14 protein-coding genes, 1 other RNA gene and 1 pseudogene are annotated in these 14,282 nt (G+C 45.0%); all 16 read left to right on the top strand.

The features are described 5' to 3' along the window. The first annotated feature begins 902 nt into the window (after positions 1-902). On the top strand, positions 903-1,136 hold the full coding sequence (locus SporoP17a_RS05320) for a glutaredoxin family protein (RefSeq protein ID WP_083033365.1): 234 nt from the start codon (positions 903-905) through the stop codon (positions 1,134-1,136). A 126-nt stretch (positions 1,137-1,262) separates the two neighbouring features. Further along, on the top strand, positions 1,263-2,288 hold the full coding sequence (locus SporoP17a_RS05315) for a sugar-binding transcriptional regulator (RefSeq protein ID WP_083033362.1): 1,026 nt from the start codon (positions 1,263-1,265) through the stop codon (positions 2,286-2,288). Positions 2,289-2,350: 62 nt separating this feature from the next. Next, entirely contained in the window at positions 2,351-3,358 is a 1,008-nt protein-coding gene (gene gap / locus SporoP17a_RS05310; RefSeq protein WP_083033359.1) for a type I glyceraldehyde-3-phosphate dehydrogenase, read from the top strand. 133 nt (positions 3,359-3,491) lie between these two features. Beyond that, positions 3,492-4,679: a phosphoglycerate kinase gene (locus tag SporoP17a_RS05305; protein WP_083033357.1), complete on the top strand. Its 1,188-nt coding sequence runs from the start codon at positions 3,492-3,494 to the stop codon at positions 4,677-4,679. Between the two features lie 12 nt (positions 4,680-4,691). After that, positions 4,692-5,456, top strand: a complete 765-nt coding sequence (gene tpiA / locus SporoP17a_RS05300) for a triose-phosphate isomerase (RefSeq protein WP_083033355.1) — start codon at positions 4,692-4,694, stop codon at positions 5,454-5,456. Beyond that, the gene (gene gpmI, locus SporoP17a_RS05295; protein WP_083033352.1) at positions 5,446-6,972 is read left to right on the top strand and encodes a 2,3-bisphosphoglycerate-independent phosphoglycerate mutase; all 1,527 of its coding nucleotides are present in this window, start codon (positions 5,446-5,448) and stop codon (positions 6,970-6,972) included. The genes tpiA and gpmI overlap by 11 nt, the downstream gene beginning before the upstream one ends. 12 nt (positions 6,973-6,984) lie before the next feature. Then, positions 6,985-8,280: a phosphopyruvate hydratase gene (gene eno, locus SporoP17a_RS05290; protein ID WP_083033349.1), complete on the top strand. Its 1,296-nt coding sequence runs from the start codon at positions 6,985-6,987 to the stop codon at positions 8,278-8,280. Positions 8,281-8,391: 111 nt separating this feature from the next. Then, entirely contained in the window at positions 8,392-8,619 is a 228-nt protein-coding gene (secG, locus tag SporoP17a_RS05285) for a preprotein translocase subunit SecG (protein WP_029054061.1), read from the top strand. 61 nt (positions 8,620-8,680) lie between these two features. Further along, the gene (locus SporoP17a_RS05280) at positions 8,681-9,427 is read left to right on the top strand and encodes an alpha/beta hydrolase (protein ID WP_083033346.1); all 747 of its coding nucleotides are present in this window, start codon (positions 8,681-8,683) and stop codon (positions 9,425-9,427) included. 39 nt (positions 9,428-9,466) lie between these two features. Next, a complete protein-coding gene (gene rnr, locus SporoP17a_RS05275; RefSeq protein WP_083033344.1) occupies positions 9,467-11,848 on the top strand; it encodes a ribonuclease R in 2,382 nt (793 codons plus the stop codon). Positions 11,849-11,890: 42 nt separating this feature from the next. Continuing rightward, positions 11,891-12,358 (top strand): SsrA-binding protein SmpB, encoded by a 468-nt coding sequence (gene smpB / locus SporoP17a_RS05270; RefSeq protein WP_083033341.1) that lies wholly within the window; start codon positions 11,891-11,893, stop codon positions 12,356-12,358. Between the two features lie 90 nt (positions 12,359-12,448). Further along, positions 12,449-12,810, top strand: a transfer-messenger RNA (tmRNA) gene (ssrA, locus tag SporoP17a_RS05265). Positions 12,811-12,986: 176 nt separating this feature from the next. Further along, positions 12,987-13,136, top strand: a complete 150-nt coding sequence (locus SporoP17a_RS16715; protein WP_156890526.1) for a hypothetical protein — start codon at positions 12,987-12,989, stop codon at positions 13,134-13,136. Further along, the gene (locus tag SporoP17a_RS05260; protein WP_083033339.1) at positions 13,136-13,486 is read left to right on the top strand and encodes a type II toxin-antitoxin system RelE/ParE family toxin; all 351 of its coding nucleotides are present in this window, start codon (positions 13,136-13,138) and stop codon (positions 13,484-13,486) included. The genes SporoP17a_RS16715 and SporoP17a_RS05260 overlap by 1 nt, the downstream gene beginning before the upstream one ends. A 144-nt stretch (positions 13,487-13,630) precedes the next feature. Then, positions 13,631-14,062, top strand: a complete 432-nt coding sequence (locus SporoP17a_RS05255) for a Fic family protein (RefSeq protein WP_083033337.1) — start codon at positions 13,631-13,633, stop codon at positions 14,060-14,062. Beyond that, a pseudogene (locus SporoP17a_RS16960) lies at positions 14,061-14,282 on the top strand (IS5/IS1182 family transposase); the annotation flags it as partial. The gene SporoP17a_RS05255 and the pseudogene SporoP17a_RS16960, both read left to right, overlap by 2 nt.

Here is a 14,282-nt window from a genome sequence, read left to right as displayed (position 1 = left end):
ACTGTGGTGGGGGAAGGCGCTCAATGTATCGTGCTATCCGCTCAATGTCGGTCCGCTATCGCTCTATACGTAGCGTGATTCGCTCTATCGGGATCCGTAATCGCTCATAATACCATTTTGTCCGCTCTATGCAACCCTGTATCCGCTCTAATCGCGCGGCATGATAGTTTGTTTTCCCGCATTGTATCTGTCGCGCTATCTAATCTTTACGCAGTTACTGTGGCGGGGGAGGCGCTCAATGTATCGCGCTATCCGCTCAATGTCGCTTCGCTACCGCTCTATACGTAGCGTGATTCGCTCTATCGCGACCTACATCCGCTCATAATTCCATTTTGTCCGCTCTATGCAACCCTGTATCCGCTCTAATCCCGCGGCATGATAGTTTGTTTTCCCGCATTGTATCTGTCGCGCTATCTAATCTTTACGCAGTTACTGTGGCGGGGGCGCTCAATGTATCACGCTATCCGCTCAATGTCGCTTCGCTAGCGCTCTATAAGCAGTGTGATCCGCTCTATCGCGCTCCCCAACCGCTCATAATTCCAAGTTGTCCGCTCTATTAAACCCCGCATCCGCTCTAAGTCCGCGGTATGACAGTGTATTTCCTCACATTGTATCTGTCGCGCCATCTAACTTTACGCAGTTACTGCGGCGGGGGCGCTCAATGAATCACGCTATCCGCTCAATGTCGCTTCGCTAGCGCTCTATAAACAGCGTGATCCGCTCTATCGCGCCCCCCAACCGCTCATAGTTCCACGCTATCCGCTCTATGCAACCCCGTAACCGCTCATACTCCCACGCCAACCGCTCATAACCCAACCACCCAAACCTCCACAAAAAAATGCAAATCCCTAGAAAAACAACCCATTCCATGCCATCATAAGTAAAAACGAGGTGATCCACCAATGAAAATTCAATTTTACACAAAACCTAACTGTGAGCTATGCGAAGAAGCGGAACGAATGCTTCATTTAGTCGCAGAAGACTATCCACTCGAGTGGCAGACAATTAATATAGAAGAAGATGACGAAATCCATGAGAAATACATGCTGATGATCCCGGTTATTGAGCACGAAGGACAGGTGTTGGCATACGGAAATATCAGCTATATCGATGTTTTGGAATTAATTGAACAGTGAAAACGCTTTCTTATTGTGTTTCGTTTCTGAACATGCTATACTTCATGTATAGTATTTTTTTACACTAGGTGGGACAAGAATAATCAATGGGGACCAAATATAACCCACCCGAAAAGAGTGATGTGAGTGAACTTAACATTTTACGAAGCGCAACTCGCACTTGTACCTGAACTTCCGCTGTTGATCGAGCAACGCTATCAGATGTTGAAACTGATTAAGGCGTCGGGGCCTGTCGGCAGACGAACACTTAGTTCTATGTCCGGCTTTTCCGAAAGGGAAACACGTACGATGCTTGATTTAATGAAAGAACAAGAATTGGTGCATATTGCGAAAGAAGGCGTATCGACTACTAAAAAAGGTATAGAAGTGCTCTTTGTATTGCATGATACGATGGAAGAGAAATCGGGTAGACGACAACTTGCGAATGAGTTGGCGGAGCGTCTCGGTATTCTGAAAGTACATGTGGTGGAAGGGAATTCTGATGACTCAGCTTTGACGAAAAAGCTACTCGGTATGCAAGCGGCGAAACAATTTCGTTCGCGCATTAAGGGCAATGAAATTGTCGCTGTAACTGGTGGCAGTTCAGTAGCCGCGATTCCATCGTTTATGCAGCAAGATGAATTGCCGAATGTGCAATTCATTGCAGCAAGAGGTGGCGTTGGAGAAGAAGTGGGGTTGCAGGCGAATATGATTGCTGCTTCGTTTGCAGAATCGTGTCAAGCCACGTATAAAGCATTTTATTATCCAGATACTCTAAGTGAAGAAGCGCATGCGGTATTCCAGCATGAGCCTGCTGCAAAAGAGATGTTGGCGCTATATAGTCGCACCGATTGCGTCATACACGGTGTCGGGGATGCGACGAAGATGGCTGTATTGCGAAACTCTTCCGAAGAAGAACAACAAATTCTACGGGATCAGCAAGCAAAAGGGGAAGCATTCGGCTTTTATTTCAATCAGCAAGGTGAGATTGTCCATCGGATCAGAACAGTTGGGATTCAAATGGAGCAATTGCAAGACGTGCCGCTCGTGTTCACAGTAGCTGGCGGAGCGAGTAAAGCGGAAGCACTGCTATCGTATTTGGCGAGTGCACCGTCCCAAACTATTTTGATAACAGATGAAGGGGCAGCACAGAATATGCTGTCGCTTATGTAAAAATGCAGAGACCATGCCTAGAAGGCGAAATGATACAACTACTTTAACGGAGGCGATTTAGTATGGCAGTGAAAATAGCGATTAATGGATTTGGACGAATTGGACGATTGGTACTTCGCGAAGCATTTGCAACAGAAGATATGGAAGTCGTGGCCATCAATGATTTAGCGGATGCTGCGATGTTGGCTCATTTATTGAAATATGATTCCGTACACGGCATTTTCGACGCAGATGTGCAATCAGATGAGTCTTCAATCAGTGTAAATGATAAAAAGATTAGCGTGTTTGCAGAAAAAGATCCTGCGAACCTACCGTGGAAAGACCTAGGCGTAGATATCGTCATCGATTGTACAGGTGTCTTCCGCTCAAAAGAAGGATTACAAAAGCACCTCGATGCAGGCGCGAAGAAAGTCATTTTGTCGGCTCCAGCGCAAGGCGATATGACGACGCTTGTAATGGGGGTTAATGAAGGAACGTATGACGCGGCGAATGATCACATCGTGTCGAACGCGTCTTGTACGACGAACTGTTTAGCGCCTGTCGTAAAAGTGTTGAACGATTCATTCGGCATTAAGCGCGGTATGATGACAACCATTCACTCGTATACGAACGACCAGAAGATTCTCGATCTACCACATTCCGATTACCGACGTGCGCGTGCGGCGGGTGTATCGATGATTCCGACGACGACGGGTGCGGCTTCTGCTGTAACAAAAGTAATTCCTGAACTGAAAGGAAAACTAGATGGAATGGCTGTACGCGTGCCAACTCCAAACGTTTCACTTGTGGACTTTGTGACGGAATTAGAAAAAGACGTCACAGTAGAAGAGGTAAACCAAGCATTCAAGAAAGCAGCTGAAGGCGATTTAAAAGGACTGCTGTTCTTCAGTGACTTACCATTAGTATCTGTTGACTACAATGGCAACACAGCTTCTTCCACAGTAGATGGTTTGTCTACTATGGTGATGGAAGATAATATGGTGAAAGTCGTTTCTTGGTATGATAATGAATCTGGTTACTCCGCTCGTTGTATCGACCTTGCACGATATATGAACGAACAAGGCCTATAATTCGATAAAACCATCAATTCTGTTATAAATCGTAGCCATTCCACATGTAACCGATTATAATGAATAAATATGGGTGAGAGGAACGGAGAACCCCGTTCCTCTTTTTGTATTGAAGCCAAGGAGGATTTACGGAATGAACATGAAAAAGACGATCAGAGATATTCAATTGAAGGGCCAACGCGTATTTTGTCGCGTGGATTTCAACGTACCGATGGAAGATGGAAAGGTAACGGATGATACACGCATTAAAGCAGCTTTACCAACAATTAACTATATGACGAACGCAGGGGCAAAGGTTATTTTAGCTAGCCATTTAGGACGACCTAAAGGTGAAGTGAAGGAAGACATGCGCTTGACACCTGCTGGCAATCAATTGTCTGAGCTTCTTGGTAAACCTGTGAAGAAACTCGATTCATCGATCGGTGAAGAAGTAGAAAAAGCGATTGCAGACATGAAAGACGGCGACGTGATCTTGCTGGAAAACGTTCGCTTTAATCCAGGCGAAGAGAAGAATGACGCGGAATTATCGAAGCAATTTGCTGCTCTTGCAGACGTCTTTGTCAATGATGCATTCGGAACAGCGCACCGCGCACATTCTTCCACTGCAGGCATTGCAGAGTACATACCAGGCGTTCTAGGCTTCCTGCTTGAGAAAGAATTAGATGTTCTCGGAAAAGCCTTGTCTCATCCGGATCGTCCGTTCACAGCAATTATTGGCGGTGCGAAAGTAAAAGACAAAATCGGCGTAATTGACAATTTACTGGATAAAGTAGATAACTTGTTGATTGGTGGCGGATTGTCGTATACATTCACACGCGCACAAGGTCACGAAACGGGAGATTCATTAGTAGAAGAAGATAAAGTAGAATTGGCGAAGTCGTTCATTGAAAAGGCGAAGCAAAAGGCCGTGAATCTATACTTGCCGACAGATGCAGTCGTGGCGAATCAGTTTGCAGCGGATGCAGAAACACGAACGGTTGCAGTCGATGCGATTACAGAAGGTTGGATGGGTCTAGATATCGGACCGGAAACAGCAGCGCGTTATGAGCAAGTCATTAAAGACTCGAAGTTTGTCATTTGGAACGGACCGATGGGTGTATTCGAAATGGAATCATTCGCAAACGGAACGAAAACTGTGGCGGACGCAATGGCAGAAACGACTGCTTATACCGTGATTGGTGGAGGAGACTCCGCAGCGGCAGTAGAAAAGTTTGAAGTAGCGGATCAAATGGATCATGTATCTACAGGTGGCGGCGCGTCACTCGAATTCATGGAAGGCAAAGAATTACCGGGCGTCGCTGTGCTACAAGATCGAGAATAAGGAGGAATTCTTTTGCGAAAACGAATCATCGCGGGTAACTGGAAAATGTTTAAATTATCTGGTGAAGCTGCAGATTTTGCGGAACACATTAAAGAACAACTCACGGCATCAGATCGAGTCGAAGCAGTCATTTGCCCACCGGCATTGTATCTGAACGATTTACTACAACGTTTTGAGGCGACTGCGATCAAAGTAGGCGCTCAAACGATGCATGATACCGACGAAGGAGCATTCACGGGCGAAATCAGCCCGGCTATGCTCGAAGACTTAGGCGTACAGTATGTCATTCTTGGACATTCCGAACGTCGTCAGTATTTCAATGAAACGGACGATACCGTAAATAAAAAAGTACTCGCAGCGTTCAACCATCACCTCGTACCCATCGTGTGTGTAGGAGAATCGTTAGAACAACGCGAAGCACTTGAAACGGTTTCGATTGTCTCAGCACAAGTAGAAAAAGCGTTTCTAGACGTGACAGCGGAACAAGCGAAACAAGCTGTCATTGCGTACGAACCTATCTGGGCGATCGGCACGGGCAAAACCGCAACAGCCGACGATGCCAATGAAGTATGTGCAGCGATCCGTCATAAAGTGGAAACATTGTATACAGCAGACGTAGCCAATGCCATCCGTATTCAATACGGTGGCAGTGTAAAGCCAGAAAACATTACTGAATTACTCAGCAAGGACAATATTGACGGTGCGTTAGTTGGAGGAGCAAGTCTTGATCCGACAGCATTCGTAAAATTAGTGGAGGCTGGAACTCATGGGGAATAAACCGGTCGCGTTAATTATCTTGGATGGCTTCGGCTTACGAGATGAAACGTACGGCAACGCGGTAGCACACGCCAACATTCCGAACTTTGATTTGCTGTGGGAGAACTATCCTCACGCAACGTTGACGGCGTGTGGAGAAGCAGTAGGGTTACCAGAAGGACAAATGGGGAACTCTGAAGTAGGTCACTTAAATATTGGTGCGGGACGTATCGTCTATCAGAGCTTGACGCGCATCAACAAGTCGATTCGTGAAGGCGAGTTCTTTGAGAACGCGACATTGCTGGAAACGATGGCGCATGTCAAAACGAAAGGCTCTGCACTTCACGTGATGGGACTGCTATCAGACGGTGGCGTGCACAGTCATTATGAGCATTTATTCGCTTTATTAAAAATGGCGAAAGAACATGGCGTAGAACGTGTCTACTTGCATGCATTCCTTGATGGACGCGACGTGGGACCGACGACGGCTCTTCCTTACATTAAACGGACAGAAGATGTAATGGAAGAAGTCGGTGTCGGCCAGATCGCAACAGTGTCCGGCAGATACTTTGCGATGGACCGCGACAAGCGCTGGGAACGCGTACAGAAAACATATGATGCCATGGTCTACGGAATTGGACCTCATTGTGATTCAGCAGAAGAAGGAGTCCGCGCTTCGTATGCCGAAGAAATACATGATGAGTTTGTCGAGCCGTTTGTCATTCAACAAGATGGCAAACCGGTAGCGACGATCGAAAACGGAGATGCAGTCGTTTTCTTCAATTTCCGTCCAGACCGTGCGATTCAAATGTCACGTGCGATCACGCAACCGGACTTTGATGGCTTCGATCGAGGCGTGAAAAATTTTACGGACTTACATTTTGTCGGCTTTACGCATTATAATGATGATGTAGTAGCAGACATTGTATTTCATAATGTCAACCTAACTAAAACTATCGGTGAAGTGTTAGAAGACCAAGGCAAGCGTCAGTTGCGTATTGCGGAAACAGAAAAGTATCCGCATGTGACGTTCTTTATGAGTGGTGGACGCGAAGAGACATTTGAAGGGGAAACCCGCATTTTGATCAATTCGCCAAAAGTCGCGACGTACGATTTGAAACCGGAAATGAGCGCATACGAAGTGACGGATGCGTTAATTGCGGAAATCGAAGCAGAGCGACAAGATGCGATCATCCTGAACTTCGCGAACCCGGATATGGTCGGCCATAGCGGAATGCTAGAGCCAACTGTTAAAGCAATTGAAACGGTCGATACGTGTTTAGGCCGAATCATTGACGCCTTATCTGCAAAAGGCGGATCGGCTATCATCACAGCGGATCACGGTAATGCAGATGAAGTCACTACCATCGGGGGACAACCGATGACAGCGCACACGACGAATCCTGTACCTGTCATCGTCACGAATCCAGATGTAGTGCTGCGTACAGACGGTATTCTGGCAGACTTGGCACCGACAATGTTGAAAATGTTAGGTATTCCACAACCGGTTGAAATGACCGGAAAACCATTATTCTAAGGAGAGATTTTCATGCCAATCATTACCCACATTCAAGCTAGAGAAGTATTGGATTCACGAGGCAATCCAACTGTAGAAGTAGAAGTATTCACAGAAAGCGGTGCCTTTGGACGTGCCATCGTACCATCCGGTGCATCTACTGGGGAGTATGAAGCGGTAGAACTACGTGACGGCGACGAAAATCGTTATAACGGTAAAGGCGTATTGAAAGCAGTAGATCACGTCAATGAAGTGATCTCTTCTGAACTAGAAGAAAACTATTCAGTGTTGGATCAAGTCGTGATCGACAGAGCATTGATCGAATTAGACGGTACCGACAATAAAGGCAAGCTTGGTGCCAACGCAATCCTAGGTGTATCCATGGCCGTTGCACACGCAGCAGCAGATTACTTGGACGTTCCATTGTACCAGTACCTTGGCGGATTCAACGCGAAGCAATTGCCGGTACCGATGATGAACATCTTAAACGGTGGAGAGCACGCAGATAACAACGTTGACATTCAAGAATTCATGATCATGCCAGTTGGCGCAGAATCTTTCCGTCATGCACTTCGCATGGGTACGGAAATTTTCCACAGCCTGAAATCGGTTCTCCACGGTAAAGGTTTGAACACAGCAGTTGGAGACGAAGGCGGATTTGCTCCGAACTTAGCTTCTAACGAAGAAGCACTTTCTACGATTATCGAAGCAATTGAAAAAGCAGGGTACAAAGCGGGCGAAGACATCTTGCTTGCGATGGACGTAGCTTCTTCTGAGTTCTATGATTCAGACCAAAACAACTACTACCTTGCAGGTGAAGATATTCGTAAAACATCTGAGGAAATGGTTGCGTGGTATGAAGAGCTTTGCGAAAAATATCCAATCGTATCGATTGAAGACGGTTTGGACGAGAACGACTGGGATGGCCACAAACTATTGACAGAACGTCTTGGCAATACAGTCCAATTAGTTGGTGACGATCTATTCGTAACGAACACAGAGAAATTATCACGTGGAATCAGCGAAGGCATCGGTAACTCGATCTTGATCAAAGTAAACCAAATCGGTACATTGACTGAAACATTCGATGCGATTGAAATGGCGAAACGCGCAGGCTATACGGCAGTCATCTCTCACCGTTCAGGTGAATCAGAAGACGTGACGATTGCAGACATCGCAGTCGCAACGAACGCTGGTCAAATCAAAACAGGTGCACCTTCTCGTTCGGATCGTGTCGCGAAATACAATCAATTGCTTCGTATCGAAGATCAATTGTTTGAAACAGCACAGTACCTAGGTACAGACACATTCTATAATTTGAATAAATAATAGCGACTACTACTGGTCACTCGGCATAATTTGTAACAAAAGGTTGTGCCGAGAGACGGGCTTTGGTAGAATAGAAATGTTGTAACTTGCTATTTTTGGAGGTGGAAAAACATGCATGCAGTTTTCACAGCATCGCTGATAGTCGTAGCTATAGCATTAATAGTCGTCGTTTTATTGCAATCCGGTAAGAGTGCGGGACTGTCAGGGGCCATCTCCGGAGGCGCAGAGCAACTTTTCGGAAAACAAAAAGCACGTGGATTAGATCTCGTTCTACAAAGAGCGACTATCGTCTTATCCGTCCTATTTTTTGTCCTAACCATTGCGATCATGAAAATATAAAATGCAAGCGCCTGACCATGTTTGAACGGTCAGGCGCTTTTCGTAGAAAGGAACGAAAGACATGCGAATTGCCCAACCGAAACCATTCTTCTTTCAACACGGAAAACGTGCGGTATTACTATTGCATGGTTTTACAGGAACATCCGCGGATGTGCGGATGCTCGGCCGCTTCCTTGAAAAGCATAACTACACGTCACTAGCACCACATTACCGCGGTCATGGTGTGCCGCCTGAAGAATTAATCCAAACAAATCCTGATCAGTGGTGGGAAGATGTACTGGATGCATATAATGAGCTAAAAGAGGCAGGATATGAAGAGATTGCGGTGGCGGGATTATCACTTGGTGGCGTATTTTCCCTGAAACTGGCCACGCAATTTCCGCTAAAAGGCATCGTCACGATGTGTGCACCGATGACGATGAAAACGACTGACTTGATGTGGTCCGGCGTGCTGAAATACGCACGAGACTACAAAAAGTTCGCAGGCCTATCAGACGAGCAAATCAAAAGAGAAATGGACGACTTAAAAACAAAGTCCATGCCAGGTCTAGACGGTTTGCAATCGATGGTACAAGGCGTGCGCGACCAAGTCGACTGCATCTACACACCATTACTCGTCGTTCAATCACGTCACGACGACGTCATCGATCCGAACTCTGCACAAATCATCTATGACGAAGCAGAATCTACAGAAAAAGAACTACAATGGTACGAAGAATCGGGACATGTCATTACACTAGGCCCCGAAAAAGCACAACTTCACGAAAATGTACTACATTTTTTAGAATCCCTTGATTGGCAAGAGTGAAAATAGGGGAAGGTATAACTAAAGAAACAAAAGGAGGAGATGGTTTTTTTGGAACCAAATATAAAAGAGTTACAAGAACGGGTTATGTCTTTATTAAAAGAAAAATCCTATACCCCGTCCACTGTGCACGAGATTCAAGAAGCACTCGGCTTAGAACAGGCGGACGAATTTAAAGACTTAGTAAAAATGCTCGTACAATTAGAACAAAGTGGGAAAATCGTGCGTTCACGCAATAACCGCTACGGCCTGCCTGAACAAATGAATCTACTTCGCGGTAAATTCATCGGTCACGCAAAAGGCTTCGGCTTCGTGGTGCCAGAGGAAGTAGAAGGCGATGATGTCTTCATCCCACCTCATGAAGTCAACAGCGCAATGAATGGCGATATCGTCTTCGTACGCGTATCAGACGACTCATTTGGAGATCGTCGCGAAGGGGTTGTCACGAAAGTCGTCGAGCGTAAAACGACACAAGTCGTCGGAACGTATCAAGCACATGAAGGATATGGTTTCGTTATACCGGATGACAAGAAATTGCCAATGGACCTCTACATCGAAAAAGGTCATTCATTAGAAGCGGTAGATGGTCAGAAAGTGATTGCTGAAATTACGAACTGGCCAAGCGATGAAAACAATGCGACGGGTATGATCACACAGATTCTCGGCCATAAAAATGACCCAGGTGTAGACATCCTATCGATCATTCACAAGCATGGCATTGCGATAGAATTCCCTGAAGACGTCATGCAACACGCGACAAGTGTACCGACGACCGTTCAGCCAGAAGACTTCGAAGGCCGTAAAGATTTACGTAATGAATTGACGATGACGATCGACGGTGCCGACGCAAAAGACTTGGATGATGCGATTTCCGTCTTCAAAGAAGACAATGGATCCTATCGTCTATTTGTCCATATCTCAGACGTGAGCTACTATGTCACGGAGAATTCTCCGATGGACGTAGAAGCGGCAGACCGTGGAACGAGTGTCTATTTGACAGACCGCGTGATACCGATGCTACCACATCGCTTGTCTAACGGAATTTGTTCCATCAATCCTGGAGAAGACCGCTTAACACTGACGTGCGAAATGAAAGTCGATTCGAACGGTAAAGTCATTGATCATGCCATTTATCCAAGTGTCATCAATTCGAATTACCGCATGACATACGATGATGTGTACCAAATCATTGAGCATCAAGATGAAGAACTATCAAAGAAATACGAAGAAATTGTACCGATGTTAAACGATATGGCGAAATTAGCCAGCATTTTCCGCAAGAAGCGTCAAGATCGTGGTGCCATCGACTTTGACTTCAAAGAATCCAAAATTCTAGTAGATGAAAACGGCTGGCCGACAGACGTAGTCATTGTGGAGCGTACAGTATCTGAACGCTTAATCGAGGAATTCATGCTAGCTGCCAACGAAACCGTTGCAGAGCACTTCGACCGCATGAAAGTACCGTTCTTATACCGAATCCACGAAGATCCAAAAGAAGAGAAACTACAACGCTTCTTCGAGTTCCTGACAACATTCGGAATCGTCGTCAAGGGCACGGGCAAACAAGTCGATTCAGGTGCGTTGCAAGAAATCGTTGAATCGATCGAAGGAATGCCAGAACAATCCCTTATCTCAACGATGTTATTACGTTCGATGCAACAAGCGAAGTACTTCCAAGACAGTATTGGTCACTTCGGTTTGTCAACGGAATATTACACGCACTTCACTGCACCGATCAGAAGATATCCAGATTTAATCGTTCACCGACTGATCCGTACGTATTTATTCAATAAAGACACATCGGCTCAAACGGTTGCCCATTGGTCTGCTACACTGCCTGAGATTGCGCGACACACGTCTGAACGTGAACGCCGTGCGGTAGATGCAGAGCGTGATACGAACGCACTGAAGAAAGCGCAGTTTATGCTCGACAAAGTAGGGGAAGAGTTTGAAGGAGTCATTTCTTCTGTTACGAACTTCGGAATCTTTGTAGAGCTAGAGAACACGGTAGAAGGACTAGTCCATGTCAAAAACATGAACGACGACTACTATCGCTTCGATGATCGCCAAATGATGATGATCGGCGAACGTACAGCGAAACAATACCGGATCGGAGACGAAGTAAAAGTGCGTGTGACTTCTGTTAAACCAGAAGAGCAATCAGTCGACTTCGAAATCGTCGGAATGAAAGAAAACTTCAGAGGCTCTCGTAAAGAGTCACCAAAAGTGATCCAAGCTAGCAGAGGTAAGAGCCGAGGCCAAGGTGCTGGTAGAGGCCAAGCGCAAGGTTCTAGTAAGAAATCCAGTGCGGGTGGCGGAGCGAAAAGTTCCAGCGACAAGCGCAATAAAAAGTACGAAAAACCAAAGAAGAAGTTTTATGAAGGAATGCCAAAGAAATCTAAGAAACGTCCAAAGAAAAAATAAGACTGGAGCTTGTCTCCGGTCTTCCGTCAGGGAGGAAGTTGCATGGCCAAGGGAACCGGTAAAGTACTCGCCATTAATAAAAAGGCGAATTTTGATTACGCAATTGAAGAAACGATTGAAGCAGGAATTGTGCTAAAAGGTCCGGAGATCAAATCGATCCGCAAAGGGAAAGTCCAGTTGCGCGATGCGTTTATCTTGATCCGTAATAATGAAGCGTGGATTTCGAATATGCATATCAATCCATACGAACAAGGGAATATTCATAACCATGATCCTGTCCGCGTGCGAAAATTACTGTTGCACAAAAAACAGATTGCTTCACTCGCAGGCACGATGAAAGAACAAGGCTACTCGATCGTTCCGTTGAAAATGTATATTAAAAACGGCTTCGCGAAAGTATTGATTGGTGTAGGTAAAGGAAAGAAACTCTATGATAAGCGCCAAGACTTGAAAGAAAAAGAGCATAAGCGCGATATGCAACGAGCATTCAAATCCAGACAGCAAGATTGATATTCGAGCCGATTTATTGTATACTATAGATAGTTTCAAGTACGACCCGCCGTTTTAAGTGAAACGGGCCTGGGTTCCGGACTTTCCTTCGGGGACGTTACGGATTCGACAGGGGTGGTCTGGGCTTGAGCCGCGCGTCGGAGGGATCGTCTCCGTCAGAAACGACAGTTAATAATAACTGGCAAAACAAACAACAACCTAGCATTCGCAGCGTAAGCTGTTGAATCTACCTTCCGTTTCCATCGCTCATGTGGAGGCGTAAGGTTCACTTATTAGTGAGCTACGATGACATCTGCATTCTGAGGGTGTCATAAGAGATTCCCGGAATAGCGCACAGGACGCCCTGATTGATGGCAGAATGCTTGCGCGAAACCTAAATAATCGATCTACACGCGTAGACGCTGAAGTAGCAGAGCCTTTGGACGTGGGTTCGACTCCCACCGTCTCCATTATGAGATTAAGGTGTAATAAGATGTAAGGGATATTGTACAAGAGAACCTCTTGTGTGATATCCCTTATTTTTAAAATAAAGTAAAACGATGTTTAAATCATCATGCTCATTACATACTTACACATATACATAATCTGAAAGGATGTGGTATGTGTGGATGAGAAGGAGGAAAATGAAATGGCCATTTTAAAAGACAATCAGGCAGATAGTAAAAAAATACTGACAGAATCTATAAAAGAAGTAGACCAAATGAGAAAGGGAAAGCTACCCAAACATTCATATAAGGATATGATGAACCGAGTGAGGAAGAGCTTAGAAGAAAAATAATGGAGTATAAAGTGCTTGGCGTTAAAGCGTTCGAAAAAGAGCTTTTAAAAATCGCTAGAAAATATCCAGTAGTGGTTGATTTAGTCGATTCCCTTTTTGCGGATTTTGAAGAAGGTAAATTATATGGGGACCGAATTCCCAGAACCAAAGGAAATGTCGTATATAAAACCAGATTGAGTAATCCAAATGCAAACAAAGGAAAGAGTGGCGGATTTCGTGTAATATGGTATTTAGTCACAGCCGACTTAGAAATATATCCGTTAACCATTTATTCTAAAAACGAACAAGAAGATATATCTGTAAAGGAAATCACACGAATAATAGATCGAATTTTAGAAAATGAATTGTAGTGAAGCACCTATACAAAGACGTTAAAGACATCTGGAAATATATTCAGTGATGAATCGGTTTTCTACACTTTTTCTATGAAGGGATATTGTACAAGAGAGAGCTCTTGCACAATATCCCTTATTTTAATAAAGGGGATGTAAGCTGTGATAGAAAAAACAGATCGACTTTCACTGTTAAAAAAGAAAGTCGATCAACCACGACCACTTTCAAAAGGACTTATTCGAAGCTTGAAAGAAGACTTTCTGATTAAAAATACATATCACTCCAATGCGATTGAAGGAAATACGTTAACGGTTTATGAAACGAAAGTAGTGCTAGAGGACGGCATAGTTATTGCTGGAAAATCCATGAGAGAGCACCTAGAAGCTATTAATCATAAGGAAGCAATTTTAGTTGCGGAAGAAACGGTGCAGCAAGATCAGCCTTTCGCGGAAATGGTGATTAAACAATTGCATGGCATCGTCTTTCATTCAATAGACAGAGCTAATGCTGGGAAATATAGAGAACAGAATGTAATCATATCAGGTGCCTCTCATACGCCACCTGATGCTGTAAGTAGTTCCACAGATCCATGATGAACTAATTCTACTTGCCATCGACGAAGGGCGTATCAGCGATAAATATGTCGCCTTCGATGCCACACATTTTGAGGCAAGAGATCGAGTCCAAGCCGCCAAAAAGAAAAAGAAGCAGGTACCGAAAAAGCACGGACGGAAGCCTAAGGCCGAACGTGAACAATGGTTAAAGGAAAAGCAGGCTGAAGAAGACGCACGTCCGATTAATGAGAAAGAGATT

Source organism: Sporosarcina ureae (assembly GCF_002082015.1).
Taxonomy (GTDB): domain Bacteria; phylum Bacillota; class Bacilli; order Bacillales_A; family Planococcaceae; genus Sporosarcina; species Sporosarcina ureae_A.
The sequence above is the reverse complement of the archived record's forward strand: the minus strand, read 5'-3'. Positions and strand labels throughout refer to the sequence as shown.

Excerpts from the sequence above, each read along its gene's own strand:
- SporoP17a_RS05320 (WP_083033365.1), top strand. The coding sequence starts at position 903 with ATGAAAATTCAATTTTACACAAAACCTAACTGTGAGCTATGCGAAGAA.
- gap (WP_083033359.1), top strand. The coding sequence starts at position 2,351 with ATGGCAGTGAAAATAGCGATTAATGGATTTGGACGAATTGGACGATTG.
- SporoP17a_RS05305 (WP_083033357.1), top strand. The coding sequence starts at position 3,492 with ATGAACATGAAAAAGACGATCAGAGATATTCAATTGAAGGGCCAACGC.
- gpmI (WP_083033352.1), top strand. The coding sequence starts at position 5,446 with ATGGGGAATAAACCGGTCGCGTTAATTATCTTGGATGGCTTCGGCTTA.
- eno (WP_083033349.1), top strand. The coding sequence starts at position 6,985 with ATGCCAATCATTACCCACATTCAAGCTAGAGAAGTATTGGATTCACGA.
- secG (WP_029054061.1), top strand. The coding sequence starts at position 8,392 with ATGCATGCAGTTTTCACAGCATCGCTGATAGTCGTAGCTATAGCATTA.
- SporoP17a_RS05280 (WP_083033346.1), top strand. The coding sequence starts at position 8,681 with ATGCGAATTGCCCAACCGAAACCATTCTTCTTTCAACACGGAAAACGT.
- rnr (WP_083033344.1), top strand. The coding sequence starts at position 9,467 with ATGGTTTTTTTGGAACCAAATATAAAAGAGTTACAAGAACGGGTTATG.
- smpB (WP_083033341.1), top strand. The coding sequence starts at position 11,891 with ATGGCCAAGGGAACCGGTAAAGTACTCGCCATTAATAAAAAGGCGAAT.
- SporoP17a_RS16715 (WP_156890526.1), top strand. The coding sequence starts at position 12,987 with ATGGCCATTTTAAAAGACAATCAGGCAGATAGTAAAAAAATACTGACA.
- SporoP17a_RS05260 (WP_083033339.1), top strand. The coding sequence starts at position 13,136 with ATGGAGTATAAAGTGCTTGGCGTTAAAGCGTTCGAAAAAGAGCTTTTA.